Genomic DNA, 22,269 nt, shown 5'->3' on the forward strand with positions numbered 1-22,269 from the left:
GGTTCAGACCTTCTCGTTGACGTTCACGCGCGACCGGGCGATCTCGCCGCGTTCGTGGTGGAGGGTGATGGCTTGGATGGATTGGCCTGACCGCCAGCCGCCGGCGGCCGCATAGGCGTCCCGGCTCGCGAGGGTCTGGAAGGACTCCACACGCACGCCAGCCTTCTCGACCGCGCGCTCGTGGTGGATGTGCGCCGTGAAGAACTGGCGGTGCTTGGTCTTGCCCCAGTCCACGGCACGATCGAACGCCATCATGCCGGGCAGATCCGCCTGCTTGATGGTGTGGCCGTGGGTCGCGCCGATGAGGTTGGTGCCGAAGCGCTTGTACCAGGCGATCGCCGGCGAGCCGTCCACGGTCACCCGGCCATGGCCGCGGTAGTAGAGGCGCATCGCCACGCGCAAGGCGTCGGCCACCGTGGGATCATGGTTCCCCGCGAGGCAGACGAACTCCACGTCGTAGTGGTGCTCGAGCAACATGCCGATCACCTCGAGCAGGAGATCAGCGCCGGCCTCGAGCACCCGCGCGTGCCGGCCGTCCACGTCGAGCTGGTGACCGTGGCCGGGCGTGACGTTCTTCTGGTCGTTCGCGTGGAAGAAGTCGCCGAGGTTGAGCAGGGTGCAGCTGCGGCTGCGCGGAGCCAGTGAGACCAGGGAGCGGTAGGCGTCCTTGGCTCGCTTGCTCGCGATCTCGACGTCGTAGTCGCCACCCGTCTCGGCCGCCCAGGAGTACATCCCCATGTGCAGGTCCGCGAGCGGGTAGAGGGTGTGGATGTCGTCACGGGCGTCGGCTGGCGGGGCGACGAGGGGCGCGGCCCCCGTGAACTTCTCCATGGCCGAGGTCATTGCCTCGACCAGCCCGGCGCCCAGCGCGTCCTCTCGGGTCTTGACCCACTTCAGGACCACGTTCCCCTTCGGGTCCAACAGGGCGGACTCGCCCTTGACGCTGTGACCTTCGGGGATCTCGTGCTTCGCGCCGGGCGCCGCCTTCGTCCGGATGCTCTGGCGGATCAGCTCGCCGTGCTTATCGAAGGTCTTGGTCTCGTTCGCGACCTCGAACCCCTGGGCGGGGAGCGACACGTTCGCCGCGGCCAGTCGGTCGCGTAGGGTGGAGCGAGCGACGTTCAACTCGCGCGCTGTGGCAGCGACCGAACCAAGGCGCTCATAGACCGCGACGATCTCCTCGATCGTGGGTCGGGTCACGACGGGTTCACCCGCGAGAAGCCGGTGCGCCGCTCCTTGTCGTCGAGGAAGATCCGCGTGAGCGAAACCTTCACGTTGCGCGCGCCGGTGCGGCAGGCGGCCATACGAATGCCGCTGACATCGACGAAGTCCACGACCGTGAGGATGCGGCCGGGCATTCGCGGGTCATTGTCTCGCAGCCGATCACCGATCTCGAGGGGCCGAACGTCATCCGGCTTGGCGGCGTTCACTGCAGCCGCTCCGAGGTCTCCCCCGAGAGGGCGGCCGCCTGCTCGAAGGCAGCCAGCTTGGTGCGCAGCTCGAAGCCGAGCAGCGGCCAGATCTTGTTGACCGCGTCCTTGCGCGCGAGGTCGCGGCCCATCTGCGCGTCGAAGTTCGCCGGATCGGCACAGACGCCCTGGCCCGTCACGGTGAAGCCGTTGGCCAGCACCAGCACGCAGAAGGTCAGCAGCTCGAGGGGCGCGGGGATGAACATCCCCATCTCGGTGCCGGGTTCGAGCGGTGTCTCGCCCTCCTTGGTGATCGCACCGGCCTCGATGAGGAACGCACCGAGCGCGCCGTCGCGGGCTGTGAAGTAGTGCTCCGAGGAGATGAAGTCATTCACCTGCTGCAAGGTCACGCGGGGCGCCTTGGCGCGTTCCTCTAACATAGCCTCAGTAACGTCCATGACTAACCACCTTCGCAACGGGATATGTGCTTTAGGTGGTGTATCGTGTGGCGCTACTTATCGTACCTACTAATCAGCATTACTTGAACAGGACTTGTTGGATGGCGTGCGAACAGGAGTCGTGGATGGCCTCGATCTACGCCCCGTTTTTTCTTCAACATATCCATAGGTTTAAGCTTGCAACCTTCCCTCTCCTGTGTAAGTTTGATGGAGCCAGATCGAGCTGCCCCTGGTTCCCCGCCGAGTACGGCCTGGGTGCGCGGGCAACGATCCAGCAGAGGAGTGCCCACTCCCCGATGGTGGTTGAGAGACCATCCGCCCGAAGAGAAAAGCAGAGCAAAAGCAAGCAGCAGCGCCGGACACGAACGAGCTCACCGACTTCGCCCAGCAGGGGAGGTTGGTGGGCTCTTTCTAATTTGAGCCAAGCGAACCAGCTTTTCCCCTTCCCGCCGGCGAAACCCTCCCCTAAGTCTCGACTCACCAGCGCAGGTACTCCAGCCTACCCTTCCAAGGGTCAGCCACTCCACTTTCAAACGAAGGATGGGATGGTCAGGGCGAAGCTATGCCTAGATCTCTTCTCTTTCTTACTTGTCTTCTTATTCTTAACTTTAACCCTATAGAGTTAGACTAAACGGCGAAGTTAGGTATTAAACTTAGGAAGAGCAGTAGTAGAGAAATTCTGCATATATTTTAGGAAGGGTTCTAGGATTTCTCGTACTGACGTCTGCGAGTAGTTTACACGCCCACTACACGCGTGAACAAAACCACCCCCCGGCCTCCGGCCTTTGTGGGGGTAATAGGGCCCCCACCTTGATCCAGGGGATCCACACCATGCAGGTCGCTTCCATCCGCACCACCACGGGCTCGCTGCTCGGCACCATTGCCACCGCTGCCAACACCGTCGGCTCTGTCTTCGGCGCAGCTACCAAGGGCATCTCCATGCTCGACAACTACGTCTCCAGCGCTCTCGAGCACCAGGCGGAACGCATCGACGCGGACAACTCCATCTTCACCCAGCGTCTCCTGGCCGAGACGGCACAGGATCTCACCGCGACCAAGATCGAGGTCGATCGGTTCTGCGCGCAGTCCGAGCAGCACCACACGCACTACAAGACCAGCTACGACGCCATCGCCAAGGCTGTCGAAGACGGCAAGGCACGGCGCCTCAAGACGGCCAACGCCTAACTACCAGCTCACTCAGTTCCGGCTGAGTGGGCACTCCCAACCATCAGACATCACACAAGGAGAACCTCACCATGGGTTACACGGAACTCGCCTGCCTCGCTGCCGGTCTCGCTCTCGCGAACCTGTTCCTCGTCTATATAATCCACGGCGCGAACAAGCGCTTCGGCTGAACTACGTGCTTCCCTTCCTGGACACCAGCTCCGGGCAGGGAAGTAGCTTGCTTCATGATGGGCAGAGTATGAGATGGGTATTACCCAAGCCGAACCGAAGGTGAGGCATTACGCTCATCAGTCCCATCATGAGCACCGTGTAGCCGTGTAGTTAAACTTATCCCGATGGGTAGCTCTACACGAGAGAGTGATGGTTGAGATGCACCAAACTAGTAGCTGTGTCTGATGGTCTGCCAACTCTGCATCCTATCTTGATGCTCACCCAAACGAAGCAGCACCTAAAGGATAGGTCCATTGCACCTGTCCCTTGGGCACGTCTCATAAAGTTCAACTTGCTGGCCTCCGGCCTTTGTGGATGAGGGCAATCAGGCCCTCTGAACCAAGGAGAGTCGGATGCCCCTCAAGTCATTGTGTGATGTCCAACCGGACGTAGAGAACCCGTTCACACTTGCTCAGTATGAGGACGATCGTGACGGTGGCTGGTTGCACCCATTCGAGGACAACCTGCTCGAGATCAAGCTCATCATCACCGACGAGTACATTCCCTACGGCGAAGAGGAGCCGTGGTTGGAGGAGTGCCATCTCAACCTCTGCCGCCAGCTCGCGGGAGGGAACTGACCATGAGCAGGATCCCTCATGCGCGGACTCCGATCATTCCCTGGGGCACAGGCGAGCGTAAGACACCTGACGGGCGCCTCAACTCCATAGTCCCAGGCACCGAGCATGCCGAAGAGCTGCGCTACTCCAACAACGCAGCGCTCGAGCTCGTAGATCCCATCAAGGAACCAGGAAGTAACCTTCCTGCCGAAGTACGTTCGCGCCTGCATAAGCGCGACTGCTTCATCGTCCACTCGGACTAGTTCCGAGAACCCTTCCCCAACAACCTGAACCATAGGAGCCGCACATGCTGCGCACGATCTTCTACGCCTGCTCTGTTCTCTTTCTGTTCTTAGGCCTCAACCTCGGGGTTCTGCTCGGCATCTTCTGGTCGGACATGGGCGGGATCACTCGCATCACGTTGTTCAGCGGTAGCTCGGTGAGCTTCACCATGTTCTGGCTGCTGCATGCCCTGGCCAAGTCCTACGAGCCCGGCCCCAAGCCCGAGCAGATCTCCACCTACGAGGGGTATATGGCGCGCTTGAGCACGGTGCCTGGCCTGTATCCGCAGGACGAGCAGCCTCTGCTACCGGGCCAGGAGCGTCTGCGCGGCTCGATCCCTGTCTCGGCCTACGGTGAGAGCGAGACAGTTCTCCCGTTCAAGGGCGTCCTATCTCGAAGACCGGATCGACGATGGTGGTCCCTACTACGGCCTGCCTGCCGGGCAGCCCATGAAGAAGGTGGGCTGAACCATGTCCCAGCACCTCTCCTATCTCGAGCCCACCGACGGGGATCTCGACGCGATCCTCGACCGTGCCTTCGCCCATCTCGACGAGGTCGTTGATCTCGAGGAGGGCCTGGCCGACTTCATCGCGGATGAGGCCACGCCTGTTCACTTCGAGCAGGGTGGCATCGTTCATCGGTTCTCCGGTGACCGGGCCGTGCAGAACTTCTGCGCGGAGAACTATCTGTCGCAGGCGCGTATCGGCGCGACGGGGAAGGTCACGGCCTACTGCAGCTACAGTGGCCAGCGCTACCACATCGGTTGGATACAGTAGCACTTCAACCGATCGCCCATCAGTTACACGTCGGGCGTCCTCTCCCTTTCTTTATTGCTCTTCTCTTTGCTGGAGGCTGTTCGGCCTCTGGCCTTTGAGGATGGGAGGAATGGTCCTCTTGTTCTTGCAAACCCGGTCTGATCATGCGCGCGGCGCATCAGCCCACCTTCGATGATTGGAACCACCATGTCGCGTTTCGAGCAGGACTACGGCGCCTCGCGTCCCACCTATCAGGGCCGCGGCGCTCAGCCGGGTGGCATCACCCAGAACCGTCGCGCGATGCCCTTCGGCAACCGCGGTCACAACGGTGGCCCGGCGATGGAGGACAACTTCGTCCCGGCCGACATCTGGATGAACGTGGGCATCCCCTTGCAGGTGCAGCGTCCCGGCCCGGATGGCCAGTCGGAAACGGTCGAGGACTTCCTCAGCCTGCCCGGTCGCGGCATCGCACTGGACCAGCTGAAGCTGCCCAGCGCCGCTTCCAACTCGCCCTACGTGCAGGCGCAGCTGGACCTCTGGCGCCAGCTCATGGAGCACGCGACCCAGATGGCGCCGGGCGAGACCGAGGTGGTGCTGAACCTGCGCGTGCAGCTGCGCAAGGTGGCCACCGAGACCTCCGTCGCGCCGGCCGACAATGCCTACCTGGTCAAGGCCTTCGCCTGATCGAGTAGGCCACCACCTGGGCAGTCATCATGATCCTTTCGAGGGCATGGAGGCTGCCCAGGGGCTTGTCTCACAAGATAGACCAAGTTGAGCAGCCGCCAACTTTCCCATCCAACCCTCTAAAACCTAAGCATCCATATTCATGCTTTATTGGAGGGACCGCACCTAAAACCAAGCGTTAGCTTAAGAACCTGGAACGAGGAGAGCATTTTCATGCCCAAGCGCCGCGCCAAGAAGATCAAGACCACCTTCTTCCTGTTCACCAGCAACCCTACGCCGCGCCACAGCCGAGCCGATCGCCGGGCCCACAATGCGCGCCTGAAGGCCCGAACCAAGCGGATCATGTCCATGGGCATGCGCAGTGAGTTCGTCGTCGAATACCTCAGCGACCTGCGCCGGGTGGGCAAGAACACCAGCACCCACAACCGGCCCTGCAGCTGCCCCATGTGCGTCGTGGGCTACCACCGAGCCACACCCAACCGCCTGAACCCGCCCATGCCCGACTACGAGACGCCCGAGGAGGCGCGGGCACTCGACCGCGAGCAGCAGGAGAGCCTGCCCAGCTACCTCGCCGAGGGTCTCTGGCACAAGCGCACGACCCGCTGGAGCCACATCGAGGATGGGTATCGCGAAGACGATGACCGCTGGGACCGAGCCAATGGGATGCTGCCCTGGCAGCGTGCCGTGGACGCCCTGATCTTCGATGAGCTGGACGAGCGCCGCGAGATCCACTTCGTCTCGCCACCCTACATGACCCGCCTGCTGGCCAACCTGGCCATGCTCGAGGACCAGGCGAGTGACAGCTGCGGCATCGCCGACGAGCAACTCGTGCCCACCGTCGGTTACGTGAACTTCGGCGGCAAGCGCGCCTACATCTCGACCGAAGACATCTTCTACGCCGCCTGAGCCGCACTCCACCCCGACAATTCACCCGAACCAAGGCGCTGAGGACCGACACCCTCAGCGCCATAGAAGGCTCACGTCCGATGCTCCTGAAGTATCCGCTCTGCGTGCAGAGCCCAGAGCTCACCGAGTTCTATTCCTCGGTCCACCGCTACCTCACCCAAGGGATAGAGCCCTCGAATGGGCGCTTCCTCCGCAACCAGACGTGCCTCTGCGGCATGCTCATGGCCTACATGGGCGGCAGCGCCGGACATCCCGAGAGCAGTAGCCTCTATTTCGAGATGAAGCGACAGTTCAAGGCCGCGGGGCTGTGCATTACCTTCCCCTTCAACGAGGGGAACCACCTGCACTTCTGGGATGAAAAGACCAGGCAGGCGACCTGGCAGAACCAGGCGCGCCTAGCCTGGATCCACGACCATCTTCAGGGGCTCTGAATACAAAGGCGGCCGAGGGCATCACACCCTCGGCCTCTCTACCTATCAACCTGTGAAGAAGACCTGGTTAGGGGTCACCGGGAAGACCTCCGCAGCCTTGAACTCGGGAGGCATATCCTCACCGTTCCAGGCGGCATTGACGTGCCATCCCGACCGTTCGATCCGCGAGTAAACAGGCTCTCCCGTCTCCGGATCAGAGCCAGTTGCCTCACCCTGTCTGAAGAGGGTGCCCAGCACATCAAGGGCTACCAGGTGCTCGGGCACGCCCTCAATCCATCCCTTGGTGGCCAGAGCCTTCTCGAAGACCGTGCGGTCCTCGAAACGGTGGAACGTATAGGTCCAGCTCATGGAGCACCTGCGGCGATGGAGGGAAGTTGCATAGCGGTCGCAGCGTAGGGCAGCGCCCAGATAGCCGAAGCGTTGAACCCAGGCGCGGCTGTGCTGGCGGAGTTCCCGATACGAAGATGAGTCATCGCAACGCCAGGACTGCCCTGTGTTCCGACAGCACCACCAGCAACGCAGGCGCTCATGACCATGTTGATCAGATCGAACGACGCGGCCCAGCGCAGCACAACCCCTGGCGTCATGGTGCCAATCGGGATTGCCGTATTGCCACCCCCGTCCTTGCGAATGCGGACGCCAGTTCCATCAGCATAGAGAGACCAACGAGCCGTCGTCGCACCCGCATCCACCGTGAAGATGGGTTGGTGGATTGAGGATTGTCCTGCGCCCACGAAGACCGTGGAGCCGTACAGCGTGAAGCCCATGGCTGGCAGCCCAAGACCAATGAGCGGACCCGCGCAAATGTCGCGCGAGCGGGTTGCCGCCCCACCCGTCGTGGGTATCAACGAGGACGGAAAGAGACCCGCCTCGAATTGGTCCCCACCGATGAACTGCTCGAGATCGTTGGCGCCGGCGAGATAGTTGCTGTTCTGCTGGATGCTGATGGCGTCGGGGACCGATGTCGTGACCCGTTGGATCACATACCGCCGGAGAGCTGTGTCGCTGTAGTCGAAGCTCGGCCCGGTGGGATTGGACAAGGCCCCGAGAGACCGCAGGATAGTGGTCACCCCTGTGGGTGTGCCGACGCCCGTCCATGCAGCATACCGAGAGATGGCGTACTCGGTGTCAGCTGCCATGGAGGCCGCAGCCATGGTGTAGGACATAGGGCGCGTGACGCCCGCCGCCGCCGGGGCACCGTTGAAGCGGATGGCCTTCCCCAGCACTCCGCGCCCTGCATAGTCAGTCTGAGCACCATAGGCATAGGTGAAAGCTGCCTCGACGGCGGCTGTGCTGTAACCAGTTCCGAGACCAGCTGCTGCGGGGAGCTGCTGCGAGTTGGTCCAGAGGTTCACCCGATCGCCCTCCATAAGAAGCCGGCCATCCTGGAAGCGCGGGACATTGGGGCCCACCAAGCTGACGACGCCCGACCTATCGACGAAGGTGGCCGCTGTGGCGCGGCTGAAGGTGAAGCCTGGCGAGAGATAGCCATCCGCACTCAGCGGGAACGCCTTACGCCGCAGGCTCAGTATCGGCGCGCAGAGGGAGGGGATCATCTCAGCCGCGCCACACTTCGAGGGTCAGCGTGAAGATGCTGGCCGAGGCCGGCGTGACAGCCGATCGCGTCTCCAGCAGGGCGAAGACGTTCACACCGCTCGCCACGGGGAGGGTCGTGATCTCGCCGCCGGCGCCAGGCGCACCAGCACCGAACACACCATCGCTGCGCGTCTGATCCAGCGTGATGTCCATGTAGCCGAGATACCCAGCCACGGGGGTCTGGAAGACGCCGTTATCACCCACGGCCGAGACCGGCGAAGACGAGTAGAAGTGCGCGCGCACCGTGGCACCAGCCCAGGGCGAAGCAGCACCCGACACCGTGAGGCGGGCCCGGCGCAGCTGGACAGGCAGATTGGAAGCGCGCGCCGCGCCAAGGGTGATGGGAGTCACGCTCCCAGCCGTCAGGTTGTTGGCGATGAGATCGCCTGCGAGATACGGGAGCACGTCCGCCACGCGCGTGATGGCGTTTCCCACCACCACAGCAGGTCCAGCCGCCAAGAGAGAGGCGAGAGAGGTGTTGCCCGTAGTCTGGAGAGCTGAGGTCGCGGAGCCCGTGAGCGACACAGCAACAGCCGCCGCGCGCAGCTGAGCATCCGTGAGGGGACCAGCAACAGGCACCGGCGTAGCCCGGAGCTGCTCATCGGTGACGGGCCCCACCACCGGGAAGCCACTGGCACCATCAGGCAGGTCCATCTTGATCCCGTTGGCGATGTCCTCAAGGACGTCAATTACCGAGCGGCGCGGAAAGGTTACAGACATATCTTGATTCCCTGTTCAGTCATGACGGGTAGTCAAGAGCTATACCGCGCGCAGTGTAGGGGGCTACATCAAACATACCCTCAGAACTGTAGATATCATTTACTCAGCACAACTTGAGCTCAGTCCTTTTCGTGGCTGATTGCTGAGCCACATCCCCAATCATTTTGAACCAAGGAAGCTGCACAATGCGCGACACCCAAACGGGCCGGCAGGCTCAGCCCATGACCACCACTCCAGCCAATCCCGCGCTGCGTGAGATCGGCGGCCGGATCAAGAAGCTCACCTTCCGCGACGTGCAGACCCTGAAGACCCTCCTCATGGAGTCCCTCTCGAACGAAGGCATCCACATCTCCGATGACGATGCCCTGATCGAAGGCATCCTCGCGACGGCCGATAAGCTCGAGACCGCCTAGCCCACCAGCCTACCCAACATCGAACCAGAAGCAGGAGATCACGGTCATGATTGACACGGATATGAAGACGCACGACCAGGCGCTCACCACCCGCCAGGTGGAGCTCGAGAAGCTCTACTCTAAGAACCAGCTGCTGAAGCGGCTGCGCGAGGAGTTCATCAGCGAGCCGAGCGTGGACTTCCTCAAGACCTTCGAGGAGCTCGGCATCCCTGGCCAGTTCGGCCTGGACCTGCTGGTCCAGATGGCTCTCCACAAGCAGGCCGACCTGCCCACCATCGTGGGCCTGCTTTACCACCACTTCAGCGACGCGCAGCTCACCGCGGACATGATCCTCAAGGCCGTCGATGCGGACCTGGTGGACTGGTCGCCGCGCCTGAAGATGCTCACCACCGTGTTCGGCGTCGCGCCGCATGTGCAGCTCGACCTCGATCGCTACCAGTACCCGCTGCCCATGGTGACGCAGCCGCAGGCCGTCCGGAACAACCGGACCTCCGGCTATCTCATCCACAACTCGTCGGTGATCCTGAAGGACAACCACCACGACGAGGACGTGTGCTTGGACCACCTCAACGTGGTGAACCAGGTGCCGTTGAGCATCAACACGGAATGCGCCCAGATGCTCCACAACAAGTGGAAGAACCTGGACAAGAGGAAGACCGACGAGACGCAGGAAAAGTTCATCCAGCGAAAGCGGGCCTTTCTCAAATACGATCGCGTGGCGCACGACGTTATGGATCTGCTCACCGAGCACGGCAACGTATTCTACCTCACCCACAAATACTGCAAGCGAGGACGCACCTATAGCCAGGGATATCACGTCAACTACCAAGGCAATCCCTGGAACAAGGCCGTCATCGAGTTCGCCGATAAGGAGGTCGTCGATGGGTAATCTCTACCAGCTGAAGACGAAAGCGAACCCAGGCGAGCACGTCATTATCGGAGGCCCTTTCGATACCTACGGTGTCGTCCTCAAGCATCAGGAGAGTGGCTTTCACCTGATCCGCGGACTGGGACATCAGAAGGTGGGCTCAGCCGCCATGTATCACACCACGGGGGTCGTCGAAGGATGAGTAGCGTCTGGATCACGATCGGCCGAGACTCCGACATCAGCATCAACGCCGATGGCGAGCTCGTCGTGCAGCGCGCCTTCGTCGGGAAGGTGCTGGAACGGGTGAGCCTCGGCAAGGCCACCAAGAAGCGCATCGAGGAGCTGCAGAGTTACCTCGAGCAGCTGAAGTGCCACTGCACCTGACCCTCATGTTCATCCGGCTCTTCATGGCCGGCGCCACCACCATCACCATCCTGAGCGCCCTCGGCCTCACACATCCCTGAACCAAGGAAAGCGATCACATGCAGCTCTTCACCGGCCTGGAATACCTCAAGATCGACGTCGCGAGCAGCTTCGGGCTGGACAAGAAGCCCTGGGCAGATCGCCTCGCCTGGTTCGACCAGAACGAGGACGCGCTCATGGCCCTGCAGACAAAGGCCAAAGACCCGGCGCTCTACTTCGCCGGCGTGCGCGCCTACGAGGCCACCAAGCGCGGTGAGGCCTCGGGCTACCCCATCTCCCTGGACGCCACCGCCTCGGGCATCCAGATCCTCTCGGCACTCACCGGCGATCGGCGAGCTGCACTACTCTGCAACGTCGTCAGCTCGGGCGACCGCGAGAACGCCTACACCGTCATCTACGAGAAGATGGTGGAGCGGGCCAAGGCCGCCGGCATCGACACCTCGGTGATCGACGCGGAGGAGCTGAAGCGTGCCGTGATGACCTCCTGCTACGGCTCCTCTGAGGTGCCCAAGGAAGTGTTCGGTGAGGGCGACCTCTACGAGATCTTCCTCGAGACCATGGAAGAGGAGGCGCCAGGCGTGTGGATCCTCAACAAGATGTTCCTCGAGCTCTGGGATCCGAAGGCCACCGAGCACAACTGGGTGCTGCCGGACAACTTCCACGTCCGCGTGAAGGTCATGAACACCGTCGAGATGGGCTTCAGCTTCCTCGAGGAGGGCTTCACCGCCTTCCGCAAGGTCAATGAGCCCAAGGAACGCGGCCGCAGCCTGGGCGCCAACGCCACGCACTCGGTCGATGGCATGCTGGTGCGTGAGATGGTGCGCCGCTGCGCCTACGATCCCCAGTGGATCCAGCTGCTGCGCGACATGCTCGCCGGCGACAGCGACCACTACCTGCAGGCCGAGGAGAAGAAGGAGGCGCTCCACCTGGTTCCCATCCTCTGGGCTCACTACCAGCGCACCGGCTTCCTCTCGGCGCGCATCCTCGCGCACATCGACAGCGACACCATCAAGCTCGTCGATCCGATCGCGATCGAGCGGCTGCTGGCCAGCCTGCCGGTGAAGCCCTTCAACGTGCTCACCACGCACGACTGCTTCAGGTGCCTGCCCAACTATGGCAACGACCTGCGGCGCCAGTACAACAACCTGCTGAGCGAGATCGCCTCGAGCTCCCTGCTCGCGGACCTCCTCAGCCAGATCACCGGCGACAGGTGGGATGACGCCAAGCTCGACGCGAACCTCGCGCCCGAGATCCTCGAGACCGAATACGCATTGAGCTGAACCAAAGGCCCAGATCACCGGCATCCAGCTGGTGATCTGGGCCTATTTTTTCCTGCAGTGACTCCAAGATGGCTCAGCCTTTTTGTGGTTGTTTTTGCAGGGGAATATGATGCCGAACAAAGCCCCATGATGGGCCTCTTATCGCTGCGCGAGCGCGCGGCGATGGCACTGGTCGCGGCCTCTCTCTTCCTTCCCTTTCCATCCCTTCTGATCGTCATGGCGATCAAGATCCTCGGGAGATAGACCATGCCGAAATTCAATGTGATCGTCTCCCGCCTGGCCTGGGAGCACACCGCGACCACCGTCGAGGCCGACACCGAAGAGCAGGCCATCAGCCAGGTTCAGGACATGCTCACCAGCAACAAGTTTGAGGCCTGCGATCCGATCCACGACTGGGAGTGCGGTGACCAACATGGTGAGATGGAGTTCGAGGCCGAGGCCCTGCCGGACGAGGAACCAGCAACATGAGCAGCGACGCTCTGACCATCACCACGATCGAGGTCACCCCGGATGGGGTCGAGGCCGAGGCGAAGCGGTTCGCTTTGCGGACGGGAGGCCTGCTCCTGCTCGCCATGGCCGAGCGCGGGATCTCCGAGGAACAGCTCGCCGACATGCTGCAGGTGCCGCGCACCCAGGTGCTCAACATGCTCCGGGGGAAAGGCTATCGCGCGTACCTGCCCTTGGCAGCTCTTTGTTTGGCGCTCGGCGTCCGGATGGATCTCCGAGCTGACGTGAGAGCCTCCCAAGGATAGCTCAACTTCCACAGACCGACCCATCAGAGGCCCGCTCCCGCAAGGGAGCGGGCCTTTTCTTTTCTCCAACCCAGGAAGAGTCCCCGCATGAGTGCAGCCGTAAGCGCCCAGAACGTCGGCGCCACCAATATGTACCGCTGCTCGCCGCGGCAGGTGCGCGAGTTCATGGTCGAGTGCCTCTACGAGGGGCTCATTCCGTGCGTGCTCGGCTCACCGGGCATCGGCAAGTCCGCGATCAACCATTCGATCTGCGACGAGCTGAACCTGCACCTGATCGACCACCGCGCCGCGGGCTCCGACCCGGCCGACTACAACGGCATCCCCGACGTGTCCGGCGGCGTGGCGACCTTCGCCCCGTTCCAGGACGTCTTCCCGATCGCCAGCACGCCCGTGCCCGACGGCAAGGACGGCTTCTACCTCTTCCTCGACGAGATCAACTCGACCGGCCGCGCCGTCCAGGCGGCTCTCTACAAGCTGCTGCTCGACAAGAAGACGGGCCAGCACCCGCTGCATCCGAACACCGTCCTCGCGGCCGCGGGCAACCTGGCCACCGATCGCGCGATCGTGAACTCGATCTCGACGGCGCTGCAGTCCCGCGTGATCTGGCTCGAGATGACCCTCGACGGCCACGAGGAAGAGTTCATCCAGGACATCGCCCTCAAGCAGGGCTGGGACCACCGGATCATCGGCTACCTCAGCCGCTATCCCGGCAAGCTCATGGACTTCAAGCCCGACCATCAGGACAAGACGTTCTGCTGCCCGCGCACCTGGGAGTTCATGAACCGCCTGGTCAAGGGCAAGGACATCCCCGAGAGCAAGGTGGCCCTCTACGCCGGCACGATCACCTCCGGCGTGGCCGTGGACTTCGTGCAGTTCGCCAAGGTCTATACCACCCTCATCGACGTGAAGGAGGTGGTCAAAGACCCCACCGGCACGGCGGTTCCGAACGACAACACCCTGATGTGGGCGACCGTCACCCACCTCATGGACAAGGTCGAGGCCTCGAACTTCGAGAAGATCTCGACCTACATGAGCCGCTTCCCGATGGACTTCACGGTCCTGTTCTTCCGCGCTGTCGGCAGCCGCCTTCCGCACCTGAAGACGCACCCGGCCATGCGCCAGGCGAAGCTGAAGCTCGCCAAATACCTGAACGACTGATGCTCATCGGGCATGTCGTCATCCAGTGCCGGGCTGTCTCAGGAGAGACCGGCACGTTCCTCGCGAAGTTCGGCGGACACCCGCGCTGGGAACCCATCTCCCCGATCTTCACCTCCCTTGCTGACCTCTATCCCTGGCTCGACGCCAATGGGTGGACGCTCAGGCCCTACGACCAGCAGGTGCCGACCGGCGCCTACGAAAAGGACACACCATGAAGCGTCTTCTCAGCGTGCTGGCTCTGTCCAGCACCGTGCTCCTGGCTGCCTGCGATGATCCCGCCCGCGTGGCGAGTGAGAACCTGTCTCGTGCGGCCGACAACTTCGAGATCAATCGGCGCATCACCTTCATCAACGGCATGACGAACCAGTCGATGCTGGTGATCGAGGGCTACTGCTCGCTCGAGATCCGCAGCACCGCCCTCGTCGTCATCTGCAAAACCGGCCGAAGCGAGTTCAAGCGCCATCATCTCGGCCTGGGCACGACCGTCTCCTACATCAGCGAGCAGATGGATCCGGCGCCGGCGAGCACCTACCGCTACCGGGTGACCTTCAACCCGACGGTGCTCATCCCCGACATCCGGTTGAACGCGCAATGAGCCACAGCATCTCGCTGGACTCGCTGCGCCGCGTGCGCTCCGAGCCGCACATCATCAACATCAGCCCCAAGCGGGGCCCGATCGACGGCGAGTACGAGATCGGGCTCAGCGCCAACAAGGTCCGCTGCTACGCCCCTTCGCTGGGCGCGGCGCGGCAGAAAGCCCTCGAGCACTTCCGGCCCAAGAAGAAGGACCGGACGCTCATCTGGGCGAAGGCGGTCGCATGAGCCGCTGGTGCATCACCATCGAGACCTGGCCCTTCTCCACCGGCGCCGGCCAGTCCGAGGACCAGAAGGCTGCCGGAGAGCGCGTCACCACGCACTTCGTCGAAGCCCTGGAAATCGCAGAGGCCTTGGACAAGGCCAAGCTCATCGCGGCCGGCATCAAGCACAACCCACGCGTCTGGGAAGCGCCAATCACAGGGATCACGAAGGATGGCTGACCTCATCGACGCCGGCTGGGAGGCCCTCGGGCTGCAGCACCAGACGGGCGAAATCATGCTGCTCTGCCACAAGGACGACCCCGAGGTGGTGTTCTCCGGCTGGTATGAAGCAGCGCCTGCCGATCGGCGCTGGTACTCCTGCCTCAACCAGGAGCCCTGCAACGTCACCCACGTCGCGACGATGGTGACTCCCCTGACGCCTTCGGAGTCGGTCATCAAGCGGCTCGGCAAGATGCACATCACCAGCGCGCTCTGGTGGTTCATCGAGAACATGCCGGACAACTCGCCTCATCGGAACGACGCCTTCTTCCATCTGCGGGAGCGCGTCCGGGCGCTGAAGCTCTAATGGCCAGCGTCGCTGACATCCGGGCCCGGATCACGGGCGACATCGACCCGCAGTTCCTGCAGCGCGAGCTCGACCGAACCAAGAGCGAGGTCTTCATCGGCAACAACGCGGCCTTCATGGCGCCGCTGATGTGCTCGATGGAGTTCCTCTGGGAAGAGGGGATGGGCACGGCCGCCACCGACGGCGTCAGGCTCTGGTGGGATCCGAGGTTCTTCCTGGGTCTCGAGAAGCCCGTGCGCAAGGCCGTCCTGGTTCACGAGCTCTGGCACCCGGCCCGCATCCACGGCCCGCGCCAGGGCAAGCGTGACCCGCGGCTCTGGAACGTCGCCTGCGACCACCGCATCAACACCGACCTGGTGGCCGATGGCTACGACTTCGGCGAGATCGCGAGCTGGATCTGCTGCGACATGAAGTATGCCGGCTGGGTCGAAGAGGACATCTACGACGACCTGGTCAAGAACGCCTGCAAGGTGCCGGCCAACTACGTGCCGGACATGCGGCCAGCGGACAAGGAGACGAACGCCCAGGTCGTCAACAACGCCGTGCGGGCTGTCCACCAGGCCAAGGCCGCCGGAGCCCCTGGCACCATCCCTGGCGACCTCGAGGACATCATCAACACGTTCCTCAAGCCCATCATCCCGTGGGAGCAGGAGCTCTCGGCCTTCATGAGCGACCTGGCCGAGGAAGACTACACCTGGTCGCGGCCGAACCGGCGCTTCCAGGACTTCTACCTCCCCTCCCGCGTCAGGGACGAAGGGCGCCTCGAGAAGCTCTTCTACTACGAGGACACGTCGGGCTCGATCTCCTACGAGGACTCCCAGCGCTTCAACTCCGAGGTCAAGTACGTGTGGGACGTGTTCCGGCCCATGCAGATGGACCTGATCCAGTTCGACACGAGGATCGTCAAGCACGACACCTACCGGGAAGGCGACGAGATGCTCGGCATCAAGGTCGTCGGCCGGGGAGGGACGAAGCTGAGCCCCGTGCGCGAGCACATCATCAAGCACCAGCCGACGGCGGCGATCATCTTCTCGGACCTCGAATGTGCGCCGATGGAGCCGCTGCCGTTCAACATCCCCGTCATCTGGGTCGCGATCCGCAACAGGGACATCCCCGTCAAGTTCGGGCGCGTCATCCACATCAGCTGAGAGGTTCACATGGTCAACAACGGCAGGCAGTTGTACAGGTCAGCGCCGATCCGCGGCATGCTGCTCGAGAAGCGGTACGCCCACGGCGTCTCGCACGGCTTGACCGAAGCCGGCTACGACATCCGGATCAAGCAGGACATCACCTTCGGCCGCGACCTCTACGGCAAACGCACCGTCACGCGCGTCGGCCGGGATCCCGAGGGCGAGGAGATGGCACTGATCCAGCCAGGCCGCTTCGTCATCGCCTCGGCGATCGAAGAGTTCGACATGCCGCCGAACTTGCTCGGCGTCGTACATGACAAGTCGAGCTGGGCCCGCAAGGGGCTATCCGTCCTGAACACCGTGATCGAGCCGGGCTGGCGGGGCTTCCTGACGCTCGAGCTGGTCTATCACGGCAACGACGTCCTCCACATATCGGCTGGCTCCGGCATCGCCCAGGTGCTCTTCCACAAGGTCCAGGAGCTGGCGGTCTATGCCGGTCGCTACCAGAACCAGGAAGATCGGCCCGTCGAGGCGATCGCAGCCAACGAGGCCAACGCAGGGAGCGCCGCGGCATGAAGCATCGCATTCGCGTGACCACCGTCTCGCGCGTGGTCTGCCAAGGCTACCTCGAGATCGAGGCGAACACGGCTGAAGAGGCCTTGGAGATCGCCGGCGAAGCGGACGATCCCGAGGATATGATGGAGATCGACCGCTCGATCGAGGACAGCGCCTGCAAGCTGATGGAGGAGCGACCCGTCAAGGACATCTGCTCTGCAGACGGCTGCCGGCGCACCGAGGACTGCGGCCCATTCTGTAGGAACAACTCATGAGCCGGCGCGCAACCAAGGTGGTGAGGCTCGAGGTGCATGTTCGTGTGCCGATGGGCTTCCCCACCCGCGCCGTCATCAAGGACGTGCGGTCCAGAGTCAGCAATGAGGTGGGGTTCTACGACACGTTCCCTGACTCGAACGGTGACATCATCGACCTCTACAAGGCCGTGAAGGCGGTGAAGGTCAAATCTCTGAAGGGGAGCAGCCCATGATCGACCAGATTATCTGGTGGGTTGGTGCCATCGCCATAGGGCTCTCGGCCTTTGTCGGGCTGCTTGAGGCTGCATTCTGGCTGGTTGATCGCGCAGTTCGGATGCTCGGGTTGCTGCCCAGCATGAGGCGCGCGCTGCAGATCATGTACCGCGAGGGGCGCGAAAAGCTCGACGCAGGTGGGAGGGTGAAATGAGCGAGAAAATCCACGTCTATGCGAAAGCAGACGATGGCACGGGGCCTTGCCCCTACTGCGACCAGGCCAAAGCTTGGCTCACCGAGCATCAGATACCCTTCACCGTGGAGTATCTGGGGCCTGTGGAGCGCAATGCCCTCTACGATCGTCTGGAGCTCGTGGGCGCTGACCGCACTGTCCCGCAGGTCATGATCACCGACGTCGGCGGCGAGACCAGCCGGATCGGCGGCTACCAGGCGCTGGTGGCTTTCAAGCCGAAGGCGCTGACGGACCTCTTCCGTTGAGCTGGCATCACAGCTTCTTCGCCGGCTACCGCCTCTGGATCCCGACCTTCTTCAGCGGGGATGGGGGCCGGCGTCCTAGCACCGAGTTCCCGCGGCCACGCGACACCAACCGGCCGGCGCCGGCGGCACCCAAGATCGGGAAGCCGTCTCTGCCGCGCCAGGCGGTCAACCGAGGGAAATAGGTCCGGAAAGTGGGTGTTTGGGGGTCGCTTTCGCGGCCTTCAGCCCACTTTCCGGAGACCACCCCATGTCGAATTTCAAGCCCATGCTCGCGGGCAAGGCCGATCCCGCGACTCTTCGCTTCCCCCTCGACGCCTCGCCGAAGCTCGACGGCATCCGGTGCATGGCCATGTCCGGCCAGCCGATGTCGCGTTCGATGAAGGTGCTGCCGAACCTGCGCATCCGCGAGCTCTTTCTCGCCTGGGCGAGCCTCATTGAGGGCTTCGACGGCGAGCTCATCGTCGGCGAGCCCACCGACCACGACGTCTATCGCAACACGGTCAGTCAGGTGATGTCCGATGACAAGCAGCCGGAGTTCCGGTTCTTCGTCTTCGACCTCTGGGATCTGCCGGGGCTTCCCGCGGCCGCGCGCCAGGCTGAGCTGCAGCGTCGCATGGCGGACGCCCCGGAATGGGTCGTGCTCCTCGGGCAGCAGACCATCCACAACCTCTCCACCCTCGACGCCTACGAGGCCATGTGCCTCGAGCACGGCTACGAGGGCATCATGACCCGTGATCCCATGGGTCACTACAAGCAAGGCCGCGCCTCGACGCGCTCCCAGGAGCTGCTCAAGGTCAAGCGGTACGAAGACGCCGAAGCCCGGATTACCGGCGTCAAGGAACGCATGCACAATGCCAACGAGGCCTTCACGAACGAGCTCGGCCGTACTGCCCGCTCTTCCCATCAGGCGAACAAGACGGGCCTCAACACGCTGGGCGCCCTCGAATGTGTGGGCCTGCCGGGAACGCAGTTCGAGGAGATCGACTTCGACATCGGCGGTGGTCCGGGGCTCACGGATGCGGAGCGTGTCCGACTGTGGGCCATGGGCCCTTCACTGATCGGCCAGCTGGTGAAGTTCAAGTTCTTCCCAGTTGGCGTGAAGGAGCGTCCGCGACACCCGCAATACCTGGGCCTGCGCTCGGAGCTCGACATGAGCCAGGCGGCCTAATGCCGCGCCTTTTCATCAACTGCAGCATGTGCAGCGACACGCGGGAATGTCCGGAATGCGATCCGGATGAGCCCGCGGACGAGAGCTGCACCATGTGCTTCGGGCGCAATGAGTGCCCGGAGCGCTGCTGGGAACCCGACGAGGAAACCCCATGACCATCAGCGCCATGATCATCGCCGACTCCATAAGCCCGCAGGGCATCCGGCTGACCACCTTCCAGCTCCGCTATCCGCGGTTCATCCACGCGGAGTTCATGACGCACCGGATGTTCTCGCGGAACGCCAGCAGCTCGCGGGCGATCCCGGTGAAGCGCCTGATCCAGGACATCGAGAGCGACCCAGCCATCCCGATGCACTGGGGCAAGAACCAGTCGGGCATGCAGGCGCGGGAAGAGCACGACCTTCCTGTCCACTGCTACGATCACGAGACCGACTGCAACATGCACATGCCTCCACAGGAGGCGTGGCACAATGCCATGCTCAAAGCGATCGAGTTCGCCCGGGCGTTCGACGCGGCCGGTTACCACAAGCAGATCGTGAACCGGCTGCTCGAGCCCTTCAGCCACATCAACGTGGTGTGTACCTCGACGAACTTCTCGAACTTCTTCACGCTGCGCGACCACCCGGATGCTCAGCCGGAGATCCAGCTCCTGGCTCAGGAGATGAAGAAGGCCATGGCCGGCAGCGAGGCCAACCACCTCCTGATCCCCGGCTGTTGGCACCTCCCCTACTATGAGGACGGCTACTGGGAACCCTACGGCAAGCAGGATGACGTCGAATACGACATCCACGGCGCCTCGCTCGAGGAGGCCCGCTCAATCTCGGTCGCGCGCTGCGCCAGGGTCTCCTACCGGACCCATGACGGGCGCATCGCCGAGCATGAGGAGGAGGTGGAGCTCTGCAAGCGCCTTCTGGCTCAGGTGCCCCTGCACGCCTCGCCGGCCGAGCACCAGGCTACCCCTGATACGTGGATAAGCGTCCATGCAGAAGGGGAGCTCGGTATGTGGCATCACCTCAAGGAGCACGGCAACTTCGACGGCTGGCGCCAATATCGGAAGATGCTCGCCGGCGAATGCCAATAGCCTGAACTACCGCTGGGCAGTCCCAGTGAACCATCGACCCAGATGTTCCGCGGAGGTGTTTTTAGCCACGGAAGTCCCCGTATCCAGCGATGAAGCAGAAGCTAGGTGGATGAGTAGATTGCTCTAGCGCAGCCACCGAAACGAGGTAGCGGAGCTGTTACGCAAGATCCCTGCAAGGGGGGAGTTGGGGACGTAAGCGGTCGAATTGACGACTGACAATCACGCTGCACCGGGCGGACGCGCAATTCTTGTCCTATCCTTTGACCGAGTAAGGATCGTTAACGGGAGATAGTCTCAGTGAGGACGGAATAGATAAGGTGTACGGAAAGGTGGGTCCGGTTAGACGCCCGCAAGGGCGCTCTGCTCACCGAGTACCTAGAGTCGATGGTTCACTTGGGCTGCTCAGCCCCACGTCCTTACCTGATCGCCACCGGCTGTCAGCGCGAGCAGTTGCAGGAGAAAGGCTCCTTCAACGTGGCTCGCCAGCACTAGACACGCGCTGAGTAGGCGCTCCAGTCGCGTCGAATCGTACTTCGCGGCTGTTCCTCCGGTCGGAAACGTCATCGAGCGGGACGGATAGATCACATTCCAGCAGGAAAACGATTTGGAAGGCGCATCGAAGCGCATTGATCCTCATGAAGGACTAGCTGGGTTATGTATCAGTTCGGCTCAATCGAGCTTATCTGGCTTTGTATGACCTCGAAAGCGACCTAAACTATTTACAACTTGTAGTTAGGGCAACTTGATCTGTATCTTTCTCAAGTTGTAGATAGACGGAAGCCGCTAAACCAGGGATGCCGTCCATGACTCCTGCTCTTCGTCGCAACCGTAAGGCCTCTAACGAGGATATTCTCCGCTACAATGCCATCGGCATGTCACTGACCTCCATTGGAGAGAAGCTGAACTGCCACGCGACCTCAGTTACGTTGCGACTGAAGTCCCTTAATGAGGCTCCCGCAGACACGCGACGCGGCTTTATGGAGGACGTTCTCAGCCAGATAGACCCCGATATGGTCGAAGAGCTGGCGAATATCGTGATGAGCGATGCTTCAGGTCGGCCCAAGCCGATCAAGACTTACATTCGGGAGCTCCTCATCAAGGACGTTCTCTGCCGTCGCATCCGCGGCATTCCCCTGGTGGAAGAGTCCGCCATTAACGACAACGCGCCCAATATGCCGCCTGTCGAGCCGGCCCGCGCCGTAGGGGAATAGAGCAGCCGTGGGCGGGGTCTGCATGCGAAGGCATTCTTTTCTGCGCAGAGCCCGCCCATAGGTCACGAGGTGCGGGCAAACCAGAGCGCATTCTCGAAAACCAGACTTGCACCTCAAGCACACATCACCGCGTTAGGCCCGATCTCCTCATGGAGGTCGGGTCTTTTGTTGTGACCAACCGACGAAAGAATTTGCCCGATGCGCAATACGATTACCTCAATCCTGAGCTGGTTTCGCGCTGCTGTCCCGAAGCCGGGCAACAAGAGCGCCCAGGTGCAGATCGGCGTGCATTTCGAGGAGGTCGCGGAGATGCTGGAGAGCATCCGTGGCGACGATCGGGTGACGCAGTCCATGCTGACCGCGGCCATGATCTCGATGCACGGCCTCGCCCTGCACCTCAAGAGCGCCAAGGGCCAGGTTATCGCCGTCATTCCTGGCCAGCGGATCCACCTCCTGGATGCGCTGTGTGATCAGGCGGTCACGCTCAGCGGCGTCGCCCATATGCTCGGCATGGATATTGAGGGCGGTCTCGACGAGGTGGATCGCTCCAACTGGACCAAGTTCGTCGATGGGCAGCCGTTCTTCGACGAGAACCAGAAGATCAAGAAGGGGCCGCTCTATACCCCGGCCGATCTCGGTCCCTATGTCGGTTCTTCGGGCGTCCTCGCCTGACAACCCTCTGACAACAC

The 22,269-nt window shown here is 62.4% G+C and carries 35 protein-coding genes; 29 read left to right on the top strand and 6 right to left on the bottom strand.

Annotated features, from left to right (window positions below):
• Nucleotides 1–3: 3 nt before the first annotated feature.
• The 3 genes from ACO057_RS11245 to ACO057_RS11255 are packed head-to-tail and all read right to left on the bottom strand — an operon-like array spanning nt 4 to nt 1,819.
• A complete protein-coding gene (locus ACO057_RS11245; protein WP_421991671.1) occupies nt 4–1,200 on the bottom strand; it encodes a hypothetical protein in 1,197 nt (398 codons plus the stop codon).
• Entirely contained in the window at nt 1,197–1,430 is a 234-nt protein-coding gene (locus ACO057_RS11250) for a hypothetical protein (protein ID WP_421991673.1), read from the bottom strand. The genes ACO057_RS11245 and ACO057_RS11250 overlap by 4 nt, the downstream gene beginning before the upstream one ends.
• Nucleotides 1,427–1,819, bottom strand: coding sequence for a Gp49 family protein (locus ACO057_RS11255; RefSeq protein WP_421991675.1), 393 nt, complete (start codon nt 1,817–1,819; stop codon nt 1,427–1,429). The genes ACO057_RS11250 and ACO057_RS11255 overlap by 4 nt, the downstream gene beginning before the upstream one ends.
• A gap of 879 nt (nt 1,820–2,698) precedes the next feature.
• Here ACO057_RS11255 and ACO057_RS11260 point away from each other — a divergent pair.
• The 6 genes from ACO057_RS11260 to ACO057_RS11285 all read left to right on the top strand — a co-directional run bounded on the left by ACO057_RS11260 (nt 2,699) and on the right by ACO057_RS11285 (nt 6,877).
• Nucleotides 2,699–3,052 (top strand): hypothetical protein, encoded by a 354-nt coding sequence (locus tag ACO057_RS11260; protein WP_421991677.1) that lies wholly within the window; start codon nt 2,699–2,701, stop codon nt 3,050–3,052.
• A gap of 563 nt (nt 3,053–3,615) precedes the next feature.
• Complete coding sequence (locus ACO057_RS11265) at nt 3,616–3,840, top strand: hypothetical protein (RefSeq protein WP_421991679.1); 225 nt, start codon at nt 3,616–3,618, stop codon at nt 3,838–3,840.
• 731 nt (nt 3,841–4,571) lie between these two features.
• The gene (locus ACO057_RS11270) at nt 4,572–4,877 is read left to right on the top strand and encodes a hypothetical protein (RefSeq protein ID WP_421991681.1); all 306 of its coding nucleotides are present in this window, start codon (nt 4,572–4,574) and stop codon (nt 4,875–4,877) included.
• A 186-nt stretch (nt 4,878–5,063) separates the two neighbouring features.
• Complete coding sequence (locus tag ACO057_RS11275; protein WP_421991683.1) at nt 5,064–5,540, top strand: hypothetical protein; 477 nt, start codon at nt 5,064–5,066, stop codon at nt 5,538–5,540.
• Nucleotides 5,541–5,753: 213 nt separating this feature from the next.
• Complete coding sequence (locus tag ACO057_RS11280) at nt 5,754–6,446, top strand: hypothetical protein (protein ID WP_421991685.1); 693 nt, start codon at nt 5,754–5,756, stop codon at nt 6,444–6,446.
• An 80-nt stretch (nt 6,447–6,526) separates the two neighbouring features.
• Nucleotides 6,527–6,877, top strand: coding sequence for a hypothetical protein (locus tag ACO057_RS11285; protein WP_421991687.1), 351 nt, complete (start codon nt 6,527–6,529; stop codon nt 6,875–6,877).
• A gap of 45 nt (nt 6,878–6,922) precedes the next feature.
• Here the strand turns inward: ACO057_RS11285 and ACO057_RS11290 are convergent, their stop codons facing one another.
• The 3 genes from ACO057_RS11290 to ACO057_RS11300 are packed head-to-tail and all read right to left on the bottom strand — an operon-like array spanning nt 6,923 to nt 9,193.
• Nucleotides 6,923–7,225 (bottom strand): hypothetical protein, encoded by a 303-nt coding sequence (locus ACO057_RS11290; protein WP_421991688.1) that lies wholly within the window; start codon nt 7,223–7,225, stop codon nt 6,923–6,925.
• Nucleotides 7,222–8,433 carry a phage head spike fiber domain-containing protein gene (locus ACO057_RS11295; protein WP_421991690.1) on the bottom strand — a complete coding sequence of 404 codons (1,212 nt, stop codon included), beginning with the start codon at nt 8,431–8,433 and terminating at the stop codon, nt 7,222–7,224. Before ACO057_RS11295 ends, ACO057_RS11290 begins: the two co-directional genes overlap by 4 nt.
• A 1-nt stretch (nt 8,434) precedes the next feature.
• Nucleotides 8,435–9,193 carry a hypothetical protein gene (locus ACO057_RS11300; protein ID WP_421991692.1) on the bottom strand — a complete coding sequence of 253 codons (759 nt, stop codon included), beginning with the start codon at nt 9,191–9,193 and terminating at the stop codon, nt 8,435–8,437.
• A 185-nt stretch (nt 9,194–9,378) separates the two neighbouring features.
• Here ACO057_RS11300 and ACO057_RS11305 point away from each other — a divergent pair, with 185 nt between their 5' ends.
• From ACO057_RS11305 to ACO057_RS11415, 23 genes are all read left to right on the top strand, one after another.
• Complete coding sequence (locus ACO057_RS11305; protein ID WP_421991694.1) at nt 9,379–9,606, top strand: hypothetical protein; 228 nt, start codon at nt 9,379–9,381, stop codon at nt 9,604–9,606.
• A gap of 46 nt (nt 9,607–9,652) precedes the next feature.
• The gene (locus tag ACO057_RS11310; protein WP_421991696.1) at nt 9,653–10,495 is read left to right on the top strand and encodes a hypothetical protein; all 843 of its coding nucleotides are present in this window, start codon (nt 9,653–9,655) and stop codon (nt 10,493–10,495) included.
• Nucleotides 10,488–10,676 carry a hypothetical protein gene (locus ACO057_RS11315; protein ID WP_421991698.1) on the top strand — a complete coding sequence of 63 codons (189 nt, stop codon included), beginning with the start codon at nt 10,488–10,490 and terminating at the stop codon, nt 10,674–10,676. Before ACO057_RS11310 ends, ACO057_RS11315 begins: the two co-directional genes overlap by 8 nt.
• A complete protein-coding gene (locus tag ACO057_RS11320; RefSeq protein ID WP_421991700.1) occupies nt 10,673–10,858 on the top strand; it encodes a hypothetical protein in 186 nt (61 codons plus the stop codon). Before ACO057_RS11315 ends, ACO057_RS11320 begins: the two co-directional genes overlap by 4 nt.
• Nucleotides 10,859–10,956: 98 nt before the next feature.
• Entirely contained in the window at nt 10,957–12,177 is a 1,221-nt protein-coding gene (locus ACO057_RS11325; protein ID WP_421991702.1) for a DNA-directed RNA polymerase, read from the top strand.
• A gap of 246 nt (nt 12,178–12,423) precedes the next feature.
• A complete protein-coding gene (locus ACO057_RS11330; RefSeq protein ID WP_421991704.1) occupies nt 12,424–12,645 on the top strand; it encodes a hypothetical protein in 222 nt (73 codons plus the stop codon).
• On the top strand, nt 12,642–12,929 hold the full coding sequence (locus ACO057_RS11335) for a helix-turn-helix domain-containing protein (protein WP_421991706.1): 288 nt from the start codon (nt 12,642–12,644) through the stop codon (nt 12,927–12,929). Before ACO057_RS11330 ends, ACO057_RS11335 begins: the two co-directional genes overlap by 4 nt.
• An 87-nt stretch (nt 12,930–13,016) precedes the next feature.
• The gene (locus tag ACO057_RS11340) at nt 13,017–14,087 is read left to right on the top strand and encodes an ATP-binding protein (RefSeq protein WP_421991708.1); all 1,071 of its coding nucleotides are present in this window, start codon (nt 13,017–13,019) and stop codon (nt 14,085–14,087) included.
• Nucleotides 14,087–14,302, top strand: coding sequence for a hypothetical protein (locus ACO057_RS11345; protein ID WP_421991710.1), 216 nt, complete (start codon nt 14,087–14,089; stop codon nt 14,300–14,302). Before ACO057_RS11340 ends, ACO057_RS11345 begins: the two co-directional genes overlap by 1 nt.
• Nucleotides 14,299–14,682 (top strand): hypothetical protein, encoded by a 384-nt coding sequence (locus tag ACO057_RS11350; RefSeq protein ID WP_421991712.1) that lies wholly within the window; start codon nt 14,299–14,301, stop codon nt 14,680–14,682. The genes ACO057_RS11345 and ACO057_RS11350 overlap by 4 nt, the downstream gene beginning before the upstream one ends.
• Nucleotides 14,679–14,909, top strand: coding sequence for a hypothetical protein (locus ACO057_RS11355; protein WP_421991714.1), 231 nt, complete (start codon nt 14,679–14,681; stop codon nt 14,907–14,909). Before ACO057_RS11350 ends, ACO057_RS11355 begins: the two co-directional genes overlap by 4 nt.
• On the top strand, nt 14,906–15,124 hold the full coding sequence (locus ACO057_RS11360) for a hypothetical protein (protein ID WP_421991716.1): 219 nt from the start codon (nt 14,906–14,908) through the stop codon (nt 15,122–15,124). Before ACO057_RS11355 ends, ACO057_RS11360 begins: the two co-directional genes overlap by 4 nt.
• Nucleotides 15,117–15,470: a hypothetical protein gene (locus ACO057_RS11365; RefSeq protein ID WP_421991718.1), complete on the top strand. Its 354-nt coding sequence runs from the start codon at nt 15,117–15,119 to the stop codon at nt 15,468–15,470. Before ACO057_RS11360 ends, ACO057_RS11365 begins: the two co-directional genes overlap by 8 nt.
• Entirely contained in the window at nt 15,470–16,618 is a 1,149-nt protein-coding gene (locus ACO057_RS11370; protein WP_421991720.1) for a DUF2201 family putative metallopeptidase, read from the top strand. The genes ACO057_RS11365 and ACO057_RS11370 overlap by 1 nt, the downstream gene beginning before the upstream one ends.
• 9 nt (nt 16,619–16,627) lie before the next feature.
• The gene (locus tag ACO057_RS11375; protein ID WP_421991722.1) at nt 16,628–17,176 is read left to right on the top strand and encodes a dCTP deaminase; all 549 of its coding nucleotides are present in this window, start codon (nt 16,628–16,630) and stop codon (nt 17,174–17,176) included.
• Nucleotides 17,173–17,430: a hypothetical protein gene (locus ACO057_RS11380; RefSeq protein WP_421991724.1), complete on the top strand. Its 258-nt coding sequence runs from the start codon at nt 17,173–17,175 to the stop codon at nt 17,428–17,430. Before ACO057_RS11375 ends, ACO057_RS11380 begins: the two co-directional genes overlap by 4 nt.
• The gene (locus ACO057_RS11385) at nt 17,427–17,642 is read left to right on the top strand and encodes a hypothetical protein (RefSeq protein ID WP_421991726.1); all 216 of its coding nucleotides are present in this window, start codon (nt 17,427–17,429) and stop codon (nt 17,640–17,642) included. Before ACO057_RS11380 ends, ACO057_RS11385 begins: the two co-directional genes overlap by 4 nt.
• The gene (locus tag ACO057_RS11390) at nt 17,639–17,836 is read left to right on the top strand and encodes a hypothetical protein (RefSeq protein ID WP_421991728.1); all 198 of its coding nucleotides are present in this window, start codon (nt 17,639–17,641) and stop codon (nt 17,834–17,836) included. Before ACO057_RS11385 ends, ACO057_RS11390 begins: the two co-directional genes overlap by 4 nt.
• Nucleotides 17,833–18,120, top strand: a complete 288-nt coding sequence (locus tag ACO057_RS11395; protein WP_421991730.1) for a glutaredoxin family protein — start codon at nt 17,833–17,835, stop codon at nt 18,118–18,120. The genes ACO057_RS11390 and ACO057_RS11395 overlap by 4 nt, the downstream gene beginning before the upstream one ends.
• A 265-nt stretch (nt 18,121–18,385) precedes the next feature.
• Nucleotides 18,386–19,288 carry a hypothetical protein gene (locus tag ACO057_RS11400; RefSeq protein WP_421991732.1) on the top strand — a complete coding sequence of 301 codons (903 nt, stop codon included), beginning with the start codon at nt 18,386–18,388 and terminating at the stop codon, nt 19,286–19,288.
• 151 nt (nt 19,289–19,439) lie between these two features.
• Nucleotides 19,440–20,369: an FAD-dependent thymidylate synthase gene (locus tag ACO057_RS11405; RefSeq protein ID WP_421991734.1), complete on the top strand. Its 930-nt coding sequence runs from the start codon at nt 19,440–19,442 to the stop codon at nt 20,367–20,369.
• Nucleotides 20,370–21,172: 803 nt separating this feature from the next.
• A complete protein-coding gene (locus tag ACO057_RS11410) occupies nt 21,173–21,580 on the top strand; it encodes a hypothetical protein (protein ID WP_421991736.1) in 408 nt (135 codons plus the stop codon).
• A gap of 198 nt (nt 21,581–21,778) precedes the next feature.
• Nucleotides 21,779–22,252 (top strand): hypothetical protein, encoded by a 474-nt coding sequence (locus ACO057_RS11415; RefSeq protein ID WP_421991738.1) that lies wholly within the window; start codon nt 21,779–21,781, stop codon nt 22,250–22,252.
• Nucleotides 22,253–22,269: the final 17 nt, after the last annotated feature.

The sequence above is a fragment of the Roseococcus sp. genome (assembly GCF_965227005.1).
GTDB lineage: Bacteria > Pseudomonadota > Alphaproteobacteria > Acetobacterales > Acetobacteraceae > Roseococcus.